Here is a 22,452-nt window from a genome sequence, read left to right as displayed (position 1 = left end):
TGTCAGGATTGGACGGTGGTGGAGGCGTATTTGCTGAGGGCTATGCGGTTGGGTTCGCCGGTTTTGGCGATGAGGCTGGAGACGTGTTTCTCGACTGTGCGGGGGGAGAGGTGGAGGGCGTCGGCGATTTCTCGGTTGCAGAGGCGGTCTACGAGGAGGCGGAGGACCTCGTACTCGCGGACGGTGACGCCTGCGGAGCGGAGGGCGGGGGGGATTTCGTCGGTGCCCTCGCGGCGTTGGGCTACTGAGGCGCCGCCTTTGCGGAGGAGGGTTCGGCAGGCTCCGGCGACGGTGGGGACGCCGGTGCGGTGGAAGTGGTCTTCGGCGGCGCGGAGCCAGTCGATGGGGGTGCCCCAGTTCGCCGTCAACGCGATCGGGGCCACCAGGCGCAGGCCGAGGTGGCGGGCCATCGCATAGGGGGCGCCGGTGGCGATGGCGCGGGTGACGGCGGCGGTGGCGTCCTCGAAGCGGCCCGCGCGGGATGCCAGTGCGGCGGCGGCGAAGTCGGAGAACATGCGGTCCCAGCGCAGGCGGCTGGCCGGGGCGGCGGTCATCGTGGTGAACTCGTCGGGGGTCAGGTCGCCGGAAACCGCGCGCAGCAACAGGTCCAGGCCGTAGCGGCCGGACAGGTGGAACGTGGTCGGGTTCTGGTTCTCCGCGTCGATGGCGGCCGCGCACTCGGCGCGGGCCAGGTCGTGGTTCTCCTCCATCAGCGCGCAGAACGCCCCGGCCAGGCCGTGGATGCGCGGCGCGTGGTGGGCCTGGTCGCCGCCCCAGTGCCGGACCTGGGCCAGTTCGGCCTCCATGTCCGCGCGCCGACCGCGGTGTCCTGATAGGACAGTGCGGTGCAGCAGCATGTACTGCGTGGTCTCCACGAGCTTCAACCGCGTGGTCGCCGTCAGCACCTGCGCCGTCAGCCGGTCCGCCTCGTCGAAGTCGCCGCGCAGGATCAGTTGCAGCGCGATGTTGACCTCGGCCTGGTACCGCGCGGTCACCGCCCCGATGCGCGACGCCGAGTCCCTCGCCATCTCCAGCCGGTCGATCCCGGCGTCGCGCAGCGCGTCGTCGTGTCCCAGGCGCACGAGGGCGTGGACCTCCCAGATGGGCAGGTTGTTCTCGACCGCGATCACCCGGCTGCGCTCCAACAACGCCGTCGCCTCGGCCGGATCCCGCTGCCGGGTCAACGCGCCGACCAGTTGCCACGCCTGGCAGGCCACCGCGGGCAACCCGGCCGACTCCGCGACCACCGCCGCCCGCCGCGCCATCTCCTCGGCCTTGCCCAGCTGGTTGTGGCCGGGCACGTCGATCTCCAGGTGCGCCGCCACCACGTCGATCGGCGCGATCTCCGCGTCCGGCGCTCCCGGACCGAGCAGCGCCCGCGCCGCCGCCACCGACTGCAACCCCACCTCCGGCCGCCCGGCGTGCACCGCCACCCACGCCAACCGGGTGTGCAGGCGAGCGCGGCGGTCCGGCGGCAGCCCGGTCACCTCGTCGAGCAGGTACACCATCGCCAGCGCCCGGTCGACCTCCCCGGCCTCGGCCAGCGCGTGCAGTTGCGCCTCCAGCGCCGCCGCGCGCTCGCTGGTGTCCGGCGCCAGCAGGTCGCACGCGCGGGCCAGCAACGCCACCGCCGACTGGGCCGCGCCCTGGCGCAGCGCCCGCTTGCCCGCCATGGCCCACAACCGACCCGCCGCGACGGCCTGGCCGGAGTCCAGCCGCAGTGACGCGGTGACCTGGCACCACTCGCCGGGCAACCCCGGGTACACCGACTCGACCGCGTCGGCGACCCTGCCGCTCAGCGCGGCCCGGTCCGCGGCGGGCACCAGCGTCAGCAGCGCGTCGACGATCAGCGCGTGCTGGAACGCGTACCAGTCCGGGGTTTGCTCGTCCGGGGCGACCAGGTGCGCCGCGTTGTCGCCGTGCAGGTGCCCGAGCAGGTCGCGGTAGGTCAGCCCGGTCGCTTCCTGCAGGACCGTGAGCGGGAACCGCTTGCCCAGCACGGCGCAGGTGAACAGCACGTCGCGGGCCGTCGGCCCCAGTGACCCCAGCCGGGCGCCGACGGTGCGCAGCAGGGTCGCCGGGGGAGTGGGGCGGTCGGTCTCGGTGACCCGCCAGCCCTGCTCGTCGCGGGCGAGCAGCCCGCTGTCGACCATCCCGTCGAGCATCTCCTCGACCCGGAACGGGTTGCCGCCGCTCCCGGCCCACAGCAGGTCGGCGACCGCGTCGGGCAGCCGCCGCGGCTCGACCGACAGCCGCGCGGCCGCCATCCGCCGCACGTCGGAGCGGTCGAGGCGACCCAGCTCCAGGACCGTGCCCGCGCCGCGCACCCCCGCGGCCCTGGCGAAGCTCAACGCCTGGCCCTGGTCGGCGCGGATGGTGCCGACGAGCGCGGTCCGCTGCCCGGCGAGGTTGTCGGTCAGGTAGTCCACGACCGCCAGCGTCTCCAGGTCGGCGTCCTGCAGGTCGTCGAGGATCACCAGGCAGCCGCGGCCGTCACCGGCCAGCGCGGTCAGCCGCAGCACCGCCTCGGCCAGGATCACCAGGGACCCGACCTCCTGACCCGCGGGCACCGGACCCAGGTCCGGGACGAGCGCGGCCAGGACCGGCCGATACGGACCGAGCGCGTCGAGGTCGATCGGGCCGCCGGTGCGCACCAGCGACAGCAGCGCCTCCGTCAGCGACCGGTACGGCACGGCCGGGCCGAGCACGCTGCCGCGGCCGCGCAGCAACCGCATACCCGCGCCGTAGCCGATGTCCGCGGCGGCCGCGGCCAGCCGGGTCTTGCCGATGCCGCTCTCGCCGACCAGGAACAGGGCGCCACCCTGCCCGGCACGGGCCGCGGTCAGCGCGTCCTCGATCGTCCCGAGCTCATCGTCGCGACCCACGACCAGCGACGACCGGTTCACCACGAGCCGTGACAGTAGTGGCGGCCCGATTTCCGGTCTATCCACCAAACGGCAGTGCGAATGCTCACTGGAGACCCCGATGGTCGCGTGGCGCGGTCACCGGCGGAATCGGTAGCGACCACCAGGAGTTCCGCCGGTCGCGCCACGCGAGTGATCGGCGCCGTTTGTCAGTTGGGCAGCTCCGGGCAGCAGGTAGTGCTACCGGGCCAATCGAAGGCTACCGCCGCCGCGGGGTCGTCGAGCGCCCCGAACGCCACCGCGGACGCCGCACCGGCGGTGATCACCAGACCGGCCAGCGCGGCTGCCCGCACACCGAAGGTCACCGCGGGCATGACCCGCCACGCCCCGGCGCGACCCTGGTCCAGGAAATCGTCGTCACGCATATCCGTTACTCCCCTTAGTCACTCGTGCTCAACCATCCGCCGGAACCCCGGGTTCCAGCGTCATCACCGAGGGCACCCGGTCGGCGAAAGCCAACCGCAGCAGCCCGTACCCCACACCGGCGACCCCACGCAGTAGGCCGGGTGTGGTGACCCCGCCCGGTGTCGCGCACACCGGGCCGTGCCGCTCGAGCGCGTCGAGCAGCAGGGCCGCCCGCGACCGCAGCGCCGACCGGGGGCAGCGCCCCGCCGCGGCCAGCACCAGCAGCGCCTCGGTGATCCCGGACTCGCCGTGGCACAGACCGAGGTCCGCGGGCACCGCCCGGTCGGTCGCGCCGAGCACGCCAAGGAGATCACACCCGGCTCCGGTGGCGTGCGCCGCCACCGCGATCCCCGCGGCGCCCCGGCACCAGCCGACGTCGTCGGCTGGTGCCGCCGCGGTTTCCAGCACGTGCCGCGCCATGCCCGACGCGGCACTATCCCCTCCTGGCACCCACCTCGCGTACCGGGAGAGGGCCAGCGCCATGCCCGCCGCGCCGTCGGCGAACCCCACGCCCTGGGGTTCGTCGACCACCGCCAGGTACCGCTGGAGCGTCGCGGCGCGGGCTGCCCCAACCCGCGCCGCCTCCGGCAGTCCCAGTTCGGTGTGCACGGCGAGCATGGCGGCCAGGCAACCCGCGGTGCCGGCGTCCCAGCCGTGCGGGTCACCCGGCGTGGTGGCGTGCGCGGTCAACTCGACCGCGTGCGCCGCCCAGCCGCGTACCTCGTCGTCGCCGAGCAGCCGCGCCAGCCGCGCCAGGGCGTAGGCGATGCCGCCGAGCCCCTGCTGTGCGCCGCCGCCGACGGCCGCGACGAGGTGCGGCGCCCCGGCCAGGGTGTCCAGGAGCCCGGGCACCGCGGTGATCGCCTCGGCGGCGACCTCCCGGTACCTGGCGATGCCGCTGGACTCGGCGAGCTGCGCCAGGAACAGCGCGACCCCGAGGTAGCCGCTGCCCAGGGACGCGCCCATCGGCAGCACCAGCCACTGCCGTTCGTCGACCAGGTCGAGGCCGAGCCAGTTGACCCGGCCGCCGCGGGCGTGGCTGGCGGCGATCAACTGGTCGCCGAGCCCGCAGGCGGCCGCGAGCAGCCGTTCCGGGTCGGCCGCGGTGCCGGTTAGTTGGCCCGTCGACGGTGCCGGGGTGTGGTGCTCGGTCCCGGCGTGCGCGGTGGCCATGGTCGCGGCGATCACCCACGCCTGGTCGCGCCGGTCGGACTCGCTCAGCGCGGCGACCTTGTCGAGGGCGGAGTCCAGGCCGGACCTGGTGATGGCGCCGGTGATCACGGTGCCGTCGGTGGCGGTGATGTCGCGATCGCCCGCGCGGCAGGCGAACAGCGGGATGTCACCGGCCAGCAGGTCGGCCTGCTCGGACGGCATGAGCTTGGCGAAAGCCCGGCTCCTGGCCTCGGCGTCGCGCAGCAGGGCCGGGTCGGTGGACTCGGCGAGTAGCGCGGCGTACACGCGGGTGGGGCGGGGGACGACGCGGACCTGGAGGTCGGCGCACTCGGTGATGAGGCGCAGGTAGTCCTCGCGGTGGCGCAGCACGGCGTCGTAGGCGATGCGGAAGCCCGCGATCAGGGCTGGTTCGAGCGGGTCGAGGCGGCTCCCGGCGAAGGTGGGCCGATTGTCACCACCGACGAACGGGATCGGCCGTCGGATCGCGCGCATGGCGTCGGTGCCGGGGTCCGCCCAGTCGACGGCCGTTCCGGGCCAGAAACCACCCGGGGCGGCACCGATGCCCGAGATATCGATCGTCCCGTGCTCGCCGACGGTCGGGACGGGCAGCAGCGCGGTCCGGTGCACCGACTCGGCGAGGGTCGCGGCGGCGGGGCACCCGGTGCCCTGGGTGGCGAGGACGGGGTGGAAGAGGGTCTCGACGTCGACGATCACCGGCTGGTCACCGCAGGCGACGACGTTGCCGTAGTGCATGTCGGTGGCGTGCAGGAGGTGGAGCAGCGCTAGGAGGGCGCCTTGTCTGCGGTAGAAGACGGTCGCGGCCGCGGGGTCGGGCAGCGGCGCGGGGTTGAGGTGCTCCACCCAGCCGTAGTCGTGCCGGACGACCGTGGCGGGCGTGCGCAAGGCCAGGTCGGGGACGTGGGCGTTGAGCTGGTCGACGAACCGGGTGAACGTGGCGTGGGTGGCGACCTCGCGGGGCCGGTAGATCACCGAGCGCCCATCGGCGAACCCGAGCCTGGTCACCGTCCGGCCGCCGCGGTGCGGGTCGCCGAGGCCGGGGGTCAGCTGGGTGATCTGGCCGGGGTCGGTGCCGTCGAGCAGGGTCTCGACGATGTCCGCGCGGTCGCTGTCGAACCTGGCGAGCAGCTCGGTGGTGGCGGCCTCGGCCCGTGCGCAGGTCCGGGCCAGGAGATTGGCGAGGACCGGGTAGGTGGTGAAGAGGGCGGCCAGGCCGGTGGGGGTGCTCAGCAGGCGCACGAAGTCGTCGAACCGCTCGCGCGGCGTGGTGCCGATGAGCCGGTCCCGGCGGGCGTGCAGGGTGTCGACGATGGCTCGGGTGGCGAGCCTGACCAGCTCCTTGCCCAGCCAGTCGGCGAAGGTGACCTGCGCGTTGGCGCTCTGGTCGGTGAGCGCGGCGGTCGTTGCGGCGTCGACGAGGGGGTGCAGGGCCTGGGCCAGCGCTTTCCGCCAGTCCTGCGCTGTCTCACCCACCACCACGGCGTTGGTCGCGGCCTCGACGACCCCCACCCAGGCGGGCCTACCGGTCACCCCAGGCGCAGCCGCGACCCACCAGTCCGCCCCGAAGGTCTCCGCCGACTGGCGGGTGCCCGGTTCGGCCGCCTGCCTCATCACCCGTGCACCCTGACACGGTCAAGGGACGCCGATATAGGTAGGTCCTACCCATTTTCTCCCACCCACCCGCCTGGCCCGCCACCGCCGAGGTGCAGGCAGAACGCCGACCCGAGCACCCCGGGACAGCACAAGGCCGGGCGGCCCGGAGAGGGCGGCCCGGCCTCGTGCTCGGATCAGGCGCCGTCGCCCACGGTGAACCGGTACTCGCGGGTGTCCGACGAGTCCCAGGTGACGAGGTAGGCGGTGACGAAGACGGACTTCTGGCCCGCGGAGGTCGGGGTCAGCTCGACCGTCGCGTTGCCGTCCTGGTCGGCGGTGACGTACTTGTACTCACCTTCGAACTGGACGACGTACTCCGCCGCACCGGTGAGGGCGAGGTGGAAGGTGCCCGGCGTTCCGGGTGCGCCGGAGGTGGCGCCTTCCGGGTACTCCGCGCTGCTGACCGCGGGCTTGGACGGCGAGACGTACACCGAGGAGTACGTGGTGCCGGTCCGCTCACCCGAGGTCGTCGTGCCGTGGACGTCGAGTGAGATGTAGCCCGAGACCGGCGGGGTCCAGGTGAAGGACCCCTTGCCGTTGACCGCGGGGACCGTGGTCGGCGCGCCGTAGTTGAGGCTGTAGGTGTACGAGGCGATGTCCGAGCGGGACGAGGTGAAGGTGATCGTCCGTTCGACGCCCGCCTCGGCTTCCTCCGGGGTCACCGTGACCTCGGGTTCGGCCTGGTTGACCGCGATCGTGCGGTTCATGACCCCCGAGCGGCGCCCCGCCCCGTCGGTCGTCCACAGCACGACCTGGCGGAACGCGGGCTGCAGCGTCGGGATGGTCAGCGAGAGCGCGGCTGTGCCCTCCGCGCTCAGCGGCAGCGTGGTCTCCTGGCCGTTGTCGAGGCGGTAGGTCACGCTCACCGCGCCGTCCTGGTTGGCCCGGACGGTGAACGCCGTCGCCTGGCCCGCGATGACCTGGTACGGCCCTTCGAGGTACGGCCCGGTCTCGCGCACGAGGAACTCGTACTCGGTGACCGGGGACCGCAGCCCGGCCCGGTCGATCGCGGTGACCGACAGCCGGAAGTTGCCCCAGGACTTCGGTGTGATCGTCACCGTCGCCGAGCCGCCGAGGCGGTCGGCGGGGACATCGGCCCACACCCCGGGGCCCTCGTAGTGGTACGACGCGATGTCGTCGACACCGTTGGCGCCGAAGGTGAACTCACCGGGCACCCCGGTCCCGCCGGTGAGCGGGAACTGGCCGGTGCTGGGCGGGTACACCGAGGAGGTCACCGTCGGTGCGGCGGTGGGGCTCTGCGTGTCGGTGGTGTACTCGCACGGCGTCGTCCACGCCGAGACCGCGAACCCGTCCTCCGCGCGCACGGCCACCGCGATCTTGCTGTTGTGCACCTGCAGCGCCTTGGGCACGGAGGTCGCGGCCCAGAAGCTGGCGTCCTGCACGACCTCCGTGCGCTGGGACGGGTTGGCCACCGGCCAGAACGCCCACCTGGCGCGCAGGCCGTTGCTGCCGTCCGGATCGGACACCCTCGCCCTGACCTGGATGTCGTAGCCGGGCAGGTACGCCGGGCACGCCGGGGAACCGGTGTACCCACCGACGGCGAACTCCGTCGGCACGTCGGGCGTGTGGTTGTACCGCAGGCCGAGCGTCGACCACGGCGGGTCGACGGTGCGGCCGAAGGCGACGTTGCCCTCCTGGTCACCCGCGATGCGGATGGCCAGGGTGACGGTGGTGTCACCGCGGGTGAGCGCGTGCTGCACCGCGTCCGTGGCGTCCCAGGACAGGCTCTGGGACACGCACTGGGTGGGCTTCGTCCCCGGGAGGATGTTGCGCTCGATGGGCTGGTCGGCCCAGGTCGGGCTGTGGTCCTCCGGGGTCGTCTCCCAGACCTCGATCATCCGCTTCTTGGCGCAGTCGGCCGCCGCGGTCTCCCGGAAGAAGGCGTTGGCGGTGAACAGCTTCGCGGCGCGGAAGGCCGAGATGTCGTAGGTCAGGTAAGCCTTGCCGACGTGCTTGCGGCCCTGCTCGTCCTTCCACGACCCGAGCCGGACCGGACCGGAGGTGATCCGGCCGTTCGGGTCCCGGGAGTCGACACCGACCCACGCCAGCGGGCGCAGACCGGTCGACGGGAGCTGCGGCTCGGCCTGCGCGGGGCTGACCGCCACCAGGGTCCCGGCCACGGCCGCGGCCACGACGACGCCGAGACGCGCGAGGCGTCTGGACGCGATGTTACGTTTCATGTTTCCCCTCAGTCAGAAGTGCAGGCACATACTGGCCCAGGTGGACACCGCGGTCCAACACAGTTGGCCAGGGATTTTCTCGACCACATCGGACCTGCCGGTGTTGCCTGCTAACTTCCCGGCCGTGACAAGACGTGATCACGGTGTGGAGCTGGTGGGACGGGTGCTCGACGCGGTCCGCGCGGACCCGGGGCGGTCGATGTACGACTACCTGCCGGTGCCCTGGGTGACCGACGGCACACCGCGGCCCATGCCCGCCGATGCGCTGGCGCGGTTGACTTTCCCGTCCGGTCGCCCGCTGTCGCCGAGCCTGCGGACGTGGCTCGCCTACGACACCACGCTGCTGGACCGACACGGCTGGTTCGCCGACGACGGCTCGCTGTCACCGCGGCCGCTCGACCGGTTCGTCGCCGAGGAGATGAGCGAGGCGTGGGCGGAGGACTTCGCGGTGTTGGCGCCCCGGTTCCCGGAGTGCTTCCTGCTGCCGGGCGGCTCGGACTCGCGCCGGGTACTGGCCGTGGGCGAACCGGACTCGGCGGGGGAGCACCCGGTGCTGGCCCTGGACTTCGACGACCTGCCGTTCCTCGGCCTGATGTACCCGGGTTTCGACGTCTACCTGGCCCACACCGCGGGGCTCGTCGAGCTACCCGGATCCGGCTACACGGCACTGACCGCGCACGGCGTCTACGGACGGAGAATGACCGAACACGCGGCGCGGTTGTTCGACGGCGAGGCGTTCGTGCAGTACCCGTTCTGACGCGGGGTCTTGCGTGGCAACGGGTTGGTGATCACGGCCGCTGTGGTCGCACCTGACCACGGTCCGCAGAGGTCGCGTTCGGAGACAGCCGCGCCGCGGGTCAGGGGTAGGTGATGATCTCGTCCGGCTTCGGGTCGATCTCGGTCAAGGCGTCGGGCCACTTCGACACCACGGCGATGACCGTGTCGCGCGCGGTGGCGTTCGCCTGCATCCACCGGCCCTCGGCGTTGCGGCCGAACAGCACGCGGTCGTCGACTATGAGCAGGTCCCACGGAGCGTCGCCCGCCGTCGTGGTCGTGCTGCCCTTCATGGTGCCCGCGCCGACGTTGAGCACGCCCGCGGCCGTCCGCGTCTGGTCACTGTCCCCGCCCTCGAGCGCGACCGACACCGACCCACCCGCGTTGCCCGCCTCAAGCGCCTTGACGAGCGCCGCGATATCCGCGTACCGCCTCGGCGGTGCGGGCGAGGAACTCGTCCCCGCCTGCTCGACGGGCCCGCATCCCACCAACGCCACGAGCACGGCGATGCCCGCCGCCAAAGCCTTGCCTCGCACGTGATCCACTCTCCCCAGTCGGACCGGCCGCCGGGAGAACGTACACCAGGGCTCAGCGACGGGCGCCGTGGGCGGGGTCCGTTATCGCGGTTGGGGATCTTCCGGTCCAGTAGGCTGACCGGCTCGAACGTCGTGCTGCTGCCTGCCGCGGCGACCGTGGTCGCGGAATCGGTCAGGCTGGCCCATTGCCCCAGGTTCGACTGTTCGGTGTGGACAGGCCGCGGTCGAGCAGGGTGATGAAGCGGTCGGTCCAGGTCCTGACCGTGTCGGCGGTGTACAGGTCGGTGGAGTACTCGACGTACAGCGACAGGCCGCCGTCGGGGGTTGGCGACAGTGCCCAGCCCTGTTCGGCGCGGGCTACCGGGAAAGTGACGTCCACCGGGTGGGCGGGCGACAATCCCGCGAGTTCCAAGTCGGGCAGCGGGGTGCCGTAGAGACCAAAGAGGACCCGAGGTGGGTGCGCGGCAAACCCGAGGGCCTCGTTGAGGACGACCGCCGGGACCGACTGGAGTTCGAGGCGTTCCCAGACGGCCTCGGTGGCCCGGACGACGAGCTCGTCGAACGACGCCGCCCCGGCGACCGGGATCATCACCCACGTCGTGTGGGTGAACACGCCCACCACGTCCTCGAAGCGCGCGTCGGGGCGGTTCGCGGCGCTGCTGTGCGGGGCGATGACGTCGGCACCGGTCAGTTCATGCCCCAGAGCGGCGAAAGCGGCGAGCAGGACGACGAACGGAGTCGTGTTCCGGGCCGCTGCCGCCGCGTTGACCCTGGCAGTGAGTTCAGGTGACAGTGACGTGACCACCGATGCCCCGACGCCGGTGAGGACCTCCTCGCGAGGGCGTTCCGTGGGCAGCAACAACGGCTGTGCACCAACGTTCCGCGAAGCCCAGCCCGCGACAAGGTCCTGTGTGGACTGTTGGGCCAGGTACGACTGTTCCCACAGGGTGTAGTCGAGGTAGTCGACCGCCACCTCACGCAGCACCGGCGGTGTGCCGGTCACGAGCGCCCGGTACAGCTCGCCGAGGTCCCGGATGAGGACCGCCATCGACCACCCGTCGCTGAACGAGTGGTGCATCGCCAGCAGCAGCTCACCCACCGACTCGGACACCGTGAACAGCACCGGTCGGAACGCGGGTTCGGCGTCGAGGTCGAACCCACGCGCCGCCCACTCGGCCACAACGTCATCCAGAACCCCAGCGGCAACAGGGACAACAGGCAGTGTGACCGGCCGCTTGGCCAGTACTTCCTGCCGCAGTGAGTCGCCCTCACGCCGGTACCGGGTGCGCAGCGCGGGATGCCGGGCCACCAGCGCGGTCAGCGCGCCCACCAGCGCCTCCCGGTCCACCTCGCCCCGCAACGCGAACCGCATCGCGATGGTCAGGACGTTGGGAACGGTGCTGGCGCGGGTCAGCCGATACCCGTGCAGCTGCCCCGTGCTCGCGGGCCCGGTCCGCTCGACCTCGACCGGCGGCGCCAGCAGTGCCGCCAGCCCCCGGATGGTCGGTGTGCGGAGGAAGTCCAGCACGCCGAGCGCCGGGCCGAACTCCGCGCGCAGCCGGTTGACCATCCGGATCGCGCTCAGCGAGTGCCCGCCCACCTCGAAGAACGTGGCTGTCACGCTCACCGCCGCCAACCCCAGTTCGGCGCACCACACCTCGTGCAGCCGCCGCTCGACCTCGCCGACAGGCGCGGTGACCTCCGGCGCCGTGGAGATCGACGGCAGCGCGGCCCGATCGAGCTTGCCGCTGGTGGTCAACGGCAACGCGGGCAACACCATCCACGCCGACGGCACCATGTAGTCCGGCAACCGCGCCGCCAGCGTGGCCCGCAGCGACGCCGTGGACTCGCCCGTGACGACATAGGCGGCCAGCGAGACGTCGTCGAGCACCCGGACCGCCGCCTCCCGCACGCCGGGCAGGGCCCGCAGTTGGTGTTCGACCTCGCCCGGCTCGACCCGGTAGCCGCGGATCTGGACCTGGGAGTCGTTGCGGTGCAGGAAGTCCAGCTCGCCGTCAGACCGCCAGCGCACGATGTCACCGGTGCGGTAGAGCCTGCCGTGCTCGGGGTGGTCGACGAACCTGGCCGCGGTCTGCTGCGCCGAGACGTAGCCGCGGGCCAGCTGCGCACCACCTAGGTACAGCTCGCCCGCGACCCCCACCGGCACCTGCCGCCCGGCCGCGTCGAGCACCCGCACCCAGGTCCCCGGCACAGGACCGCCGATGGACGGGGGACCGTCGCCAGCGGGGGACACCCGGGTCCACGTGGACGCCACCGCCGCCTCGGTCGGCCCGTAGACGTTCCACACCGTGAACGGCAGTGACGGTGCCGGACGGCGGCGGAGCCGGTCGCCGCCGGTGAGCAGGTGCCGCAGCGACCCCTCCGGCCACGACAGCTCCAGCAGCAGCTCGCCGACCGGCGTGGGCACGAACGTCATCGTGATCCCCACGCGCACCATCCAGTCCCGCAAGCCGACCGGGTCCAGTCGCAGCTCGGCCGGGGCGATGTGCAGGGTGGCGCCGGAGCGCAGCGCGGGCCACACCTCGGTGAGCGAGATGTCGAACCCGGGCGCGCAGACCCAGGCCAGCCGGTCTTGCGCGGTGAGCCCCAGGTCCCGGCACAGCCAGTCGATCGTGTTGGCGATCGCCCGGTGCTCGACGACGCAACCCTTGGGCGCGCCGGTCGAGCCGGAGGTGAACAGCACGTAGGCGACCTCGTCCGGCGCGGGCAGCACAACGGTGTCGGTCGGCGCGGGCAGGTCGTCGACCAGCACCAGGGAGACCCCTTCCGGCGCGGTGGACGCCGAGCGCGTCACCACCGTCGTGACCCCGGCTTGGGCGATCATCAACGCCAGCCGGGCCGGTGGTTGCGCCGGGTCCAGCGGCACGAACGCCCGCCCGGCGCGCGCCACCCCGAGTTGCGCGGCGACCGCGTCACCGCTGCGGGGCAGGTGGATGCCGATGGGTTCCGGCCCCGACCCGACTGCCGCCGTGATCGCCGCCGCCCGGTCGAACAGCTCGGCCCTGGTCAGCTCGCCCGACTCGTCGACGACCGCCACACCATCCACTTCGGACACACCGGCGTGCAGCGCGGAGGGTGGTGCGACTCTGGGGCCGCCGTCCTGCCACGCGGCCAGCTCGCCGGCCTCGACGCCGGTGAGGGTGATGAGTTCGCCGAGAACCTGGTCGGGTTCGGCGACACCCGCGGTGACGGCCGCGAGGAATGTCGAGGCCACGCGCTCGGCGGTGGCGGCGTCGAAGAGGTCGACGGAGTAGTTCAGCTTGCCGCGGATGGTGTCGCCGGTCGTGGTCAGCAGCAGCGCCAGGTCGGTCACCGCGCGGTCGACGGCGGCGTCGGCGAGGGTCGCGTCGACCCCCGGCAGGTCCAGCTCGAACGGTGCCTCGTTGTTGATCCGCACCAGGACGTCGAACAGCGGGTTGCGCAACGGGTCGGCGGGACCGCCCAGCGCCCGCACGATGTCCGGCAGCGGCACTTCCTGGTGCTCCTGCGCGCCCAGCACCTGCTCACGCGCCGCCAGCACCAGGTCGGTGAACGTGGCGTCGTCCGGCACCCCCAACCGCAGCGGCAGGGTGTGCACGAAGAACCCGACCGTGCGCTCGGTGCCCTCGGGCCGGTGCGCCATCGGCGTGCCGACCACGACGTCGGTCTGGCCGCTGAGCTTGCGCAGCGACACCGCGAACGCGGCGAGCACGACCATGAACGGCGTCGCCCGCACCCGCCTGGCCAGGTCGCGGACCGCCTTGGTCGCCGCGGCGTCCAGCTCGACCGGGGTGGTCGCGCCCCGGCCGGTCGGCCGCGCGGTCCGGGGCCGGTCGATGGGCAGGGCCAGCTCGGTCGGCGCGTCGGCCAGCAGGTCCGTCCAGTACGCCAGCGACTCGGCCGACACCGCGGTCGACGTCCGCCGCGCGCCGGGCTCGGGCAGTTCGGGCGTGCCACCGGCCACCGCGGCCCGGTAGCAGGCGGCGATCTCCTCCGACAGGATCCCGGCCGACCAGGTGTCGATGACCAGGTGGTGCATGCGCAGCACGAGCAGGTGCCGGTGGTCGCCGAGGCGGACCAGCCAGGGCTCGAACAGCGGACCCCGTGCCAGGTCGAACGGGCGGGCGGTCTCCTCGGCGGCGATCCGCACCGCCGCCTGCCGGGGATCAGCCCCGAGGTCGTCCACCATCGGCAGTCCGGCCGCCGCCGATGGGGCCACCACCCGCCTTGGCTCGCCGTCGACCTCGCGGAAGACCGACCGCAGAGCCGGGTGTCGGGCCACCACCGCGGCCACGGCCGACCGCAGCGCGGGGACCTCCAGCGCGCCGTCGAGGCGGACGACGATCGTCTCGTTGTGCGTCGGCCTGCCGGGGAACGCCTGCTCCAGGTACCAGATCTGCCGCTCGGCCGTGGTCATCTCCTCGGCTGTCGTCGCCCCGGGTGCCCGCTCACCGGCTGTCCTCACGCCTGCTGTTGTCTCCCCGGGTATTGCCTCGCTGGCTGTCTCGCCGGTTGCCGTCTTGCTGGCTGTTGTCTCCCAGGGAGCCGTCTCGCTGGCTGTTGTCTGGCTGGGAGCCGTCTCGCTGGGTGGCGGTTTGCCTGCGAACGCGGATCGCAGTTGGCTGATGGCGGGTAGCGCGGCGGTCACCTGGTCCGGGGGGAGGCCGAAGTCGACGAAGCAGGCGATCTCGTCGACGCCGAGCGCGGCCAACCGGCGCGCGATCGGCTCGACGTCGGCGGGGTTGCCGATCAGCGCCCGGTCGGCGCAGTACCGGTCGTAGGCGCGGGTCAGCAGGAAGTCGAGGTCGTCAGCCGGGGTGTTGTCCAGGTCGATGCTGAACCCGAGGCTGTTGGTGACCTGGCTGAACAACGACAGCGACGACCGCAGGTAGGCGCAGAACGGGCCGAACGCCGCCGCCCTGGTCCGCTCGGTGTCCGCGCCGAGGTAGGTGTGCAGCAGGACCACCACCCGCCCGGCCGCAGGGTCGAACCCGTGCTCTGCCCGAGCCGCCCGGTACAGCGCGATGTTGTCGGCGAGTTCGTCGACGCCCTGCGACATCAGGTTCGTGATCACCCCGAGCCCGCGCGCCGCCGCCTGCCGGTAGCTGTCCGGGTTGCCGAGGATGGCGGTGTGGAAGTCGGGCTCCTGCTGGACCGGGCGGGGGAACAGCCGCACGTCGACCGGCTCGCCGTTGCCCGCTGTCCTGGTGACGGCCTCGCCCCGCCACAGCGCCTTGATCGTCTCGACGTGCTCGTACATCGCCTCCCGGTGCCGCCCGTACACCCCGGGCGCCAGCACGAAGTCCCTGGCGTGCCACCCGGGGGCCACCCCCAGCGACACCCGGCCGCCGGACAGGTTGTCCACCACCGACCACTCCTCGGCCACCCGGATCGGGTCGTGCAACGGCAGCACGACACTCCCGGAGTGGATCCGCACCCGCTCCGTCTGCGCGGCGATGGCGGCGGCGAGCACCGACGGGTTGGGGAACACGCCACCGAAGGAGTCGAAGTGCCGCTCGGGCAACCACACCGCGTGCAAGCCCGCGCGGTCCGCGAACCGAGCGGCGGCGAGGATGGCCGCGTACTTGTCACCGGTGGCGTCGTGGGGGTAGTCGCCGAAGAAGTACAGGCTGAAGTCCGGGGTGGTGGTCGCGGGGAACGGGACCGAGGGCGCTTGGACGAGGGTGCGTTGGGCGGCTTCAGGTTGCCGGACTGTGTTGGTCGCGGACCGCGGAACTGTGTCGGCGAGGGGATCCTGGACCCTGTCGGCCGCGGGTTGTCGGGCCGCGCCGGTCGTGGGTGACGGGGGAGAGCCGCCGAGCAGGGCGACCTGGTCGGACATGATCCGGGCGAACCGGTCCATCAGCGCGAGTTGCTCGCGGATGATCCCTTCGTGCCCTGATCCCGTGACCTCCTCGTGCCCTGATCCCGTGACCAAGGGTGTCGACACGGGCGCCTGCACCGGCTGCGCGGCCGGGACGAGGGGCTCGGGCCGGGTGATCGGCATGGTGGGGCTCGCCGGTGGCGACAAGGTGTCGCGCTGTGCGGCGGGCATGCGGGCGACGATCGCGGCGGTCAGTCGGTCCGGGGTGTCGGCGTCGGTGAAGAGGTCTCGCATGGGGATTCGGATGCCGAAGGTGGTGTGCAGGTCGCGGACCATGTTGACCATCAGCAGGGAGTCGGCGCCCATGTCCACGAAGGCGACGTCGGCGCTGACGCGGTCCGGTTTGTCGCCGAGGTAGTGTGCGGTCAGTTCGCGCACCTTGTGCAGGACCAGTTCGCGCACCTCGGACACGGGGGCCTCCTCGACGGCGGGCTCGGCCCAGTGCCGGACCAGGGTGAACGGGTAGGTGGGCAGCGGGACGCGCCGACCGGGGTGCAGCGCGGCCCAGTCGACCTCGACGCCGTGGCAGAACATCCCCGCGAGCCCCGGTACGACGCTGTCCGCACCCCGGCGCACCAGCGGGAGCCAGGCCGTCGTCGGCCACTGCCTGCCGAGCGCGCTGAGCGCACCCGACGGGCCCAGTTCGACGAACGTGCGGGATCCGCCTGCCACCAACCGGTCGACGCCGGCGCGGTAGTCGGCGGTCGCCCGGGTCTGGTCGCGCACGTGATCGGCACCCAACGCGGTACCGGGAGCCAGCAGCGCCCCACCGACCCCGGTCACCAGCGGCAGCCGTAACGGCCGCCAGTCCACTAGGGACGCCTGCCGCGCGAGTTCATCCAGCGCGGGCTCGACCATCCCCGTGTGGAACGCCCGGTTGCCGGGTACGCGAGTCCAGTCGACACCGCGTGCGGTCAGTGTCTCCGCCGCGGCCTCGACCGCCTCGATCGGCCCGCCGAAGACGGTGTGCGACGGTCCGTTGCGCACCGCGATCTCCAGTCCGGGCAACGCGCCAACGTCGCCGAAGACCGCGATCAGCCCACCGTCGGCGACACTCTGCAACGCGAGGCCGCGCGCACCGGCCAATCGCACAGCGTCCTCTTCGGACAGAGCGCCCGCGACGCACAACGCGGCATACTCGCCTGCGCTGTGCCCGACCACCAGATCCGGCCGCACACCGAGGCGTTCCAGCAAGGCGACCTGGGCGAGTTGCAGTGCCAGCAGCGCGGGCTGGAGTTCGGCGGTGGTCCACGAGTGCGCGTCGGCCAGCAGTGGCCCGAGGATGTCGGTTCCCGAAGCACGGCGGTGCTGCTCGGCGCAGCGCCGCAACACCGAGGCGGCCGCCGGGTACGGCATCAGGCCCCGCGCCGCGCCGGTGCAGTCGAGACCCTGCCCGGCGAACGCGAACACCACCTTCCCCGGGTCGGTCGCCGTGCCCGTCACGGATCCGCCCGCGCGCAACACCTCGGCGACGTCATCACCCCACGACACCGACCGATGCCGGTACCGACGCCGACCTGCCCCGAGCGTGGTGAGTACGTCCGCCGAGTGCACGGTGCCCACGACATCCGCCATCCGCTCGGCCAACCGGGCCAACGCCGTCTCATCGTGCGCCGACAGCGGCACCACCCACGGCACCGGCCCACCCGGTTCCGGCGTTGCCGGGGCCTGTTCGAGGATGACGTGCGCGTTCGTCCCACCGACGCCGAGTGCCGTCACCGCGGCCCGCCGAACCCCGGCCACCGGCCACGACCGCGCCTCGGTGGGCAGCACGATAGGCCCCTCACCCAGGCCGAGCGCTGGGCTCGGTGTGCGCAGGTTCGCCAGTGGCGGCACGGTTCCGTGGCGCAGAGCCAGCACCGTCTTGATCAAGCCGGACATGCCCGCGCAGCTGTCGAGGTGCCCGATGTTGGCCTTCACCGACCCGAGCACCAGCGGGTCCCGCCGGTCGCCGTACACCTCGCGCAGGGCGTCGACCTCGATCGGGTCGCCCAGTGCGGTCCCGGTGCCGTGGGCCTCGATGTAGCCGATGGACGCGGGGTCGATGTCGGCGGTGGCGAGTGCGGCGCGAAGGACGTCGATCTGGCCGGTGAGGCCGGGTGCGGTGTAGCTCATCTTGGCGGAACCGTCGTTGTTGACCGCCGAGCCCAGGATCACCGCGTGCACCGTGTCACCGTCGGCCAGCGCGGCCGCCAACGGTTTCAACAGGACAGCCGCGACCCCATTGCCACCAACGGTTCCGTCCGCGTCAGCGTCGAAGGGCCTGCATTTGCCGCTGCGAGACAGGATCGAGCCGTCCTGGTACGTGTAGCCGGCCAGGCGGGGCACGTGCAGGGCCGCGGCACCCGCGAGCGCCAGGTCGGCGTCGCCCGCGAGGAGGGCGGAGATCGCGGTGTGCACGGCGACGAGGGAGGTCGAGCACGCGGCCCGCACCGACATGGCCGGGCCGGTCAGCCCCAGCCGGTACGACACCCGCGAGGGGAGGAAGTCGGGCTCGTTGCCGATCACCACCCGCAGCGCGGCCACCTGGTCGTCCGCGTCGGTGTCGGCGAGGCGGGCGCGCAGGTAGCTGCGCAGCGAGTACAGGTTCATCCCGCTGCCCGCGTACACCCCGACCCGGCCCGCCGTGCCGGTGTACCCGCCGTGCTCCATGGCCTCGTGGCAGATCTGCAGGAACAGCCGGTGCTGCGGGTCGAGCACCGCGGCCTCCGCCGGGCTGATGCCGAACAGCGCGGCGTCGAACCCGGCGATGTCGTCGAGCGCCCCGGTCACCGGCACGAACCCCGGGTCATCCACAGTGGACGGCGAGAAGCCTTCCGCCAGCAATTCGTCCCTTGTGGATCTGTGGGTGCTCACCACGCCGGACAGCAGGTTCTGCCAGTAGCGGTCGAGGGTGTCGGCGCCCGGGAACCGCGCGGCCATGCCGATGATGGCGATCCGCCGGTCGCTCGGTCCGGTCATGTCAACTCCTCGGACTCGCGGTGGGGACTTCCCGGGTCGTGCGGCGGCGCAGGAGGGTGGTGGCGAGGTAGGTCAGGGCGACCACGACGACGACCCCGTGCATGAGCCCGACGACGGTCAGTGGTCGCCACGCGTCCAGCAGCCCGCCCGCCACCAGCACGCCGATGCCGAAGCCCGCGTTCTCGGCCATCGCCACCAGACCGAAGTACTGCCCGCGCGCGGGTTCCGGTTCGGCCTGCACCCGGGTGGTGTAGCTGATCTCGGTGAAGCCGTCGGCCAGCCCGGCCACGACCAGCAGGAGCAGCACCAGCGGGTAGGCCGCGTCGGTGAACGCCCCGATGAACGCCAACGACATCACCGCCGTCCCCACCACGAACCCCCAGGCGCCCCGGCGGAGATCGCCCCGGTACACCCGGTTGGCGACCCGGTGGGCGAGGAACAGCCCGACCGCCCACGCCGCCCAGAACCCGCCGACGAACACGGCCGGGTCGCCCGGGTGCACCTGGGTCGCGTGCACCGGGACACCGACCTGGTGCGACGCCGACCCGAACGCGTCGACCAGCCGGATCAACACGATGGCCAGCACGGCGGGTGCCGCGGCCAGCGCCACCACCGCGGCGCGCCCGGGGAGTCCGCCCTTCGCCGCTGGGGCTTCGCTGCGACCGGGGAACCGCAGCGGTGTGGACAACAACACCACTGCCGACACCACGAACGTCGCCGCGTCGATGAGAAACGCCACCGGGTAGCCGACCGCGGACACCAGCAGGGCGCCGCACGCGAACCCGACCGCCATCGAGATGGCCCGCCCGGTCACCAGCAACCCGTTGGCGTGCAACCGGTTCTCCGGACCGACGAGATCGGGGACGCTGCTGCGCAGCACCACCCCGCTGGTCGTGGTCAGCAGTCCGATCGATACCGCGACCACCGGCAGCATGTGCACCCTGGCGTCCGACGGCAGCACGGCGAACACGACCAACACCAGCGCCTGCACCAAGTCGCAGGTGACCATCACCGCCTTGCGCGGCAGGCGCGCGGCGACGACACCGCCGAACACGCCCGCCACGAACCCGCACGCCATGCGCACCACCAGGAACACGCCGGTGGCGAACGCGCTGCCGGTGGCCTGGTAGACGAACAGGTGCAGCGCGACCATGTTCAGGAAGCTGCCGAACGACGAGGTGGCGTTGCCCGCCACCAGCACCCGGAAGCGCCGCAGGTCGGCTGAGTCAACAGGATGGCGTTGTGTGCGCACGGGGGCTCAGTACCCGGCCGCGTCGGCGCCGTCGTGGTCGCGGGTCGGGACGAGGAAGCTGCGCTCGAAGCTGAGCACGACCTCCCCGGTCGCGTTCTTCCCGGTCGTGCGGCAGTGCGCGATCCCCTCGCCCGGCCTGCTCTTCGACAGCCGCTTGCCGGTGATCTCGCTCTCGGCGTAGAGCGTGTCGCCGACGAACACCGGTGCGGGCAGCAGGATCCGCTCCCAGCCGAGGTTCGCCGTGGCCCGGCCGCTGGTGCTGCGGGCGGCCATCCCGGCGACGATGCTCAGCGTCACCAGGCTCGACACCAGCGGCCTGCCCCACGCGCCCTTTTCGCTGTAGGCGGCGTCGATGTGCAGCGGCGCGGCGTTCATGTGCAGCAGGGACATCAGGACGTTGTCCATCTCGGTCACCGTCCGCCCGGGACGGTGCTCGATCACCGCGCCGACGATGAGGTCCTCGTAGCAGAACCCGACGACCTCCCGGAACCGGTTCTCGCCGACCTGCCGATACCCGATGGGGTGTTCCTGCCGCACTGGCACTTCTCCTGTCACGAGGGGTCGGCGGCGAGCAGGTCGGTGACGTGGCCCGCGAAGGTGGTCAGCTCGTCGTGCTCCATATCGGACCGGATCATCACGCGGAGACCGGCCTGCCCGCGCGGTACGATCGGGAAGAACACCGCCGAGCTGTAGTAGCCGCGCTGGTAGAGCTCGCTGGAGAGCCGGACGGCCCGCTCCGCGTCGCCGACGTCGATGCGCCGCACCGGCAACCCGTTGCCCGACAGGGGAGTGGGCAGCAGTTCGTCGAAGTGCGCGAGGTTGGCCAGCAGCCTCGCCTGCAACTCGCCCAGTTCCGGCGAGCGGTGGATCGCGGCACTGCCCAGCGCGGCGCCGATCGTGGGCACGGACAGGTTCTGCGACCAGCCCAGCGGTCCGCCGTGGCGGGCGAGCAGCTCGACCTGCTTGGCGCTGTGCAGCATCGCGAGCCCGCCGCCGCTGCCGAAGCCCTTGCCCAGGCTGGTGACGATCGTGGTCAGCGGACCGGGCGCGGTCCGGGAGCGGACGAAGCCCTCGCCGCGCTCACCCATGATCGACAGCGAGTGCGAGTCGTCGAGGTAGAGGTAGAGCCCGTACCGGTCCTGGAGTTCGAGGAGTTGTTCGAGGGCAGCCGATCCGCCCATCGAGTAAGCGCCATCGGCGATGTAGGCCACGCTCGGGTACTTGCGGCAGGCGTCGGCGATGAAGTCGATGTCGTTGTGCCCGCTGGTGAGCACCAGGCTCTCCTGCGCGCAGGTGGCCTTCACGTAGGACATGGAGAAGTGGCAGTACCGGTCGAAGATCATGACCCGCGGCCCGCCCGGCGCGAGGTGACCGGAGGCCAGCAGCGGCAGCAACCCCGCGGTCACCGTGCTGCACGTGGTGCTGAGCAGGATGTGCGCGCCGAACAGGTCGCCCAGTTCCTCTTCCAGCTGGAGCTGGATCGTCGGGCGGATGCGCGTGGTGGACGTCATCAGCTCGATCGTGCCGGTGTCGCGCACGGCCTTGACCACGCCGTCGAGCACCGCGGGGTGGCGGTTGAGGCCCAGGTAGGAGCAGGAGCACATGTTCGCGAACGCGTGCCCGGTCGCCGGGACGACCAAGCGGTTGTTGGACTCGTGGTCGACGGCGATGTTGATCAGCCCGTTGTCGGCGGCCGCCTGCCAGACCGGGTCGGCGTTGTCCACCAGCGCGGTGCTGTTGCGGAAGGTCCGGGGGCCGGTGACCTCCCGGACGTCGGTCTCGGTCATCGGAGTCCTCCTGGGGGGTGGGGCAGCAGGGGCGGTTGGTGCGCGGGCGGTTCGGCGGCGGGGGAGCCGAACTCGTCGAGCAGGCGCCGGGACTCGGCGAAGAACGGCCTACCGACCATCCTGCCGTCCACGGTGGCCACCCCGTGACCGCTGCGCCGCGCGGCGGCCACCACCCGGCCCGCGTGCGCGAGCTGGTCGGCGTCGGGGGAGAAGACCTCGGTGAGCACGGGCACCTGCCGCGGGTGCAGCGCGATCTTGCCGCTGAACCCGAGCCTGCGCGCCTGGACCGACTCGGCGCGCACCAGGGCCATGTCCACGAGTTCGAAGGTGGGGGAGTCGATCGCGTGCAGACCGGCGGCCCGCGCGGCGTTGACGATCATCGCCCGCACGGCGGCCAGTGGTTCCCAGTCCAGGCCGATGCCCAGCGCGGCGGCGTAGTCGGCGGCCCCGAAGATCAACCCGCGCAGGTTGGGCGAGGCGGTGGCGATGTCGGCGAGGCGCTGGACGCCGCGCGGGGTCTCGATGACGGCGAACAGCTCCAGCGGGTCGCCGTCCGCGCCGAGCACCTGGTCGACGATCTCGACGTCGCGCGGCGACTCCACTTTCGGCAGGTGCACGATCGTCGGGCGCACGGGGTAGTGCGGTAGCGCCAACAGGTCGCGGAGGCCGTCCGGGTCGGTGACCGCGTTGACCCGGATGCCGCACCGCGACCGTTCCTTGAAGAACGCCGCCGCGCTCTGGCGCGCCTCCTCCTTGCGGTTGAGCGGGACCGAGTCCTCCAGGTCGACCACGCACATGTCGGCGCCCGCGTCGTGGCAGGAGGTGAACCGGTGCGGCGCGGTCGCGGGGACGCTGAGCACCGAGCGGCAGTAGCGGGAGAACAC

Annotated in this window: 11 protein-coding genes; 1 reads left to right on the top strand and 10 read right to left on the bottom strand. The window is 72.4% G+C overall.

Annotation, left to right across the window (positions count from 1 at the left end):
* Window positions 1-2: 2 nt before the first annotated feature.
* The 4 genes from CLV68_RS35710 to CLV68_RS20315 all read right to left on the bottom strand — a co-directional run bounded on the left by CLV68_RS35710 (window position 3) and on the right by CLV68_RS20315 (window position 8,374).
* A complete protein-coding gene (locus tag CLV68_RS35710; RefSeq protein ID WP_121392503.1) occupies window positions 3-2,909 on the bottom strand; it encodes an ATP-binding protein in 2,907 nt (968 codons plus the stop codon).
* Window positions 2,910-3,073: 164 nt separating this feature from the next.
* Window positions 3,074-3,289 (bottom strand): hypothetical protein, encoded by a 216-nt coding sequence (locus CLV68_RS20325; RefSeq protein ID WP_121392502.1) that lies wholly within the window; start codon window positions 3,287-3,289, stop codon window positions 3,074-3,076.
* Window positions 3,290-3,317: 28 nt separating this feature from the next.
* The gene (locus CLV68_RS20320) at window positions 3,318-6,131 is read right to left on the bottom strand and encodes a type 2 lanthipeptide synthetase LanM family protein (protein ID WP_121392501.1); all 2,814 of its coding nucleotides are present in this window, start codon (window positions 6,129-6,131) and stop codon (window positions 3,318-3,320) included.
* A gap of 176 nt (window positions 6,132-6,307) precedes the next feature.
* Entirely contained in the window at window positions 6,308-8,374 is a 2,067-nt protein-coding gene (locus CLV68_RS20315) for a hypothetical protein (RefSeq protein WP_147460080.1), read from the bottom strand.
* Window positions 8,375-8,498: 124 nt separating this feature from the next.
* Here CLV68_RS20315 and CLV68_RS20310 point away from each other — a divergent pair, with 124 nt between their 5' ends.
* Window positions 8,499-9,131 carry a hypothetical protein gene (locus CLV68_RS20310; RefSeq protein WP_211346695.1) on the top strand — a complete coding sequence of 211 codons (633 nt, stop codon included), beginning with the start codon at window positions 8,499-8,501 and terminating at the stop codon, window positions 9,129-9,131.
* A gap of 100 nt (window positions 9,132-9,231) precedes the next feature.
* Here the strand turns inward: CLV68_RS20310 and CLV68_RS20305 are convergent, their stop codons facing one another.
* The 6 genes from CLV68_RS20305 to CLV68_RS20280 all read right to left on the bottom strand — a co-directional run bounded on the left by CLV68_RS20305 (window position 9,232) and on the right by CLV68_RS20280 (window position 22,452).
* Window positions 9,232-9,684: a hypothetical protein gene (locus CLV68_RS20305; RefSeq protein ID WP_147460079.1), complete on the bottom strand. Its 453-nt coding sequence runs from the start codon at window positions 9,682-9,684 to the stop codon at window positions 9,232-9,234.
* Between the two features lie 172 nt (window positions 9,685-9,856).
* The gene (locus CLV68_RS20300) at window positions 9,857-18,529 is read right to left on the bottom strand and encodes a non-ribosomal peptide synthetase/type I polyketide synthase (RefSeq protein WP_121392497.1); all 8,673 of its coding nucleotides are present in this window, start codon (window positions 18,527-18,529) and stop codon (window positions 9,857-9,859) included.
* A 1-nt stretch (window position 18,530) separates the two neighbouring features.
* A complete protein-coding gene (locus tag CLV68_RS20295) occupies window positions 18,531-19,781 on the bottom strand; it encodes an MFS transporter (RefSeq protein WP_121392496.1) in 1,251 nt (416 codons plus the stop codon).
* A gap of 6 nt (window positions 19,782-19,787) precedes the next feature.
* The gene (locus CLV68_RS20290; RefSeq protein WP_170224486.1) at window positions 19,788-20,318 is read right to left on the bottom strand and encodes a MaoC family dehydratase; all 531 of its coding nucleotides are present in this window, start codon (window positions 20,316-20,318) and stop codon (window positions 19,788-19,790) included.
* 14 nt (window positions 20,319-20,332) lie between these two features.
* Window positions 20,333-21,568 carry an aminotransferase class I/II-fold pyridoxal phosphate-dependent enzyme gene (locus CLV68_RS20285; protein ID WP_121392494.1) on the bottom strand — a complete coding sequence of 412 codons (1,236 nt, stop codon included), beginning with the start codon at window positions 21,566-21,568 and terminating at the stop codon, window positions 20,333-20,335.
* The gene (locus CLV68_RS20280) at window positions 21,565-22,452 is read right to left on the bottom strand and encodes an HpcH/HpaI aldolase/citrate lyase family protein (RefSeq protein WP_121392493.1); all 888 of its coding nucleotides are present in this window, start codon (window positions 22,450-22,452) and stop codon (window positions 21,565-21,567) included. Before CLV68_RS20280 ends, CLV68_RS20285 begins: the two co-directional genes overlap by 4 nt.

This window comes from Actinokineospora cianjurensis, assembly GCF_003663795.1.
GTDB lineage: Bacteria > Actinomycetota > Actinomycetes > Mycobacteriales > Pseudonocardiaceae > Actinokineospora > Actinokineospora terrae.
This window is presented reverse-complemented; position numbering and strand designations above follow the sequence as displayed.

Bases quoted from the DNA above. Each gene is read 5' to 3' on its own strand.
- CLV68_RS20325 (WP_121392502.1), bottom strand. From the start codon at position 3,289: ATGCGTGACGACGATTTCCTGGACCAGGGTCGCGCCGGGGCGTGGCGG.
- CLV68_RS20320 (WP_121392501.1), bottom strand. From the start codon at position 6,131: ATGAGGCAGGCGGCCGAACCGGGCACCCGCCAGTCGGCGGAGACCTTC.
- CLV68_RS20315 (WP_147460080.1), bottom strand. From the start codon at position 8,374: ATGAAACGTAACATCGCGTCCAGACGCCTCGCGCGTCTCGGCGTCGTC.
- CLV68_RS20300 (WP_121392497.1), bottom strand. From the start codon at position 18,529: ATGACCGGACCGAGCGACCGGCGGATCGCCATCATCGGCATGGCCGCG.
- CLV68_RS20285 (WP_121392494.1), bottom strand. From the start codon at position 21,568: ATGACCGAGACCGACGTCCGGGAGGTCACCGGCCCCCGGACCTTCCGC.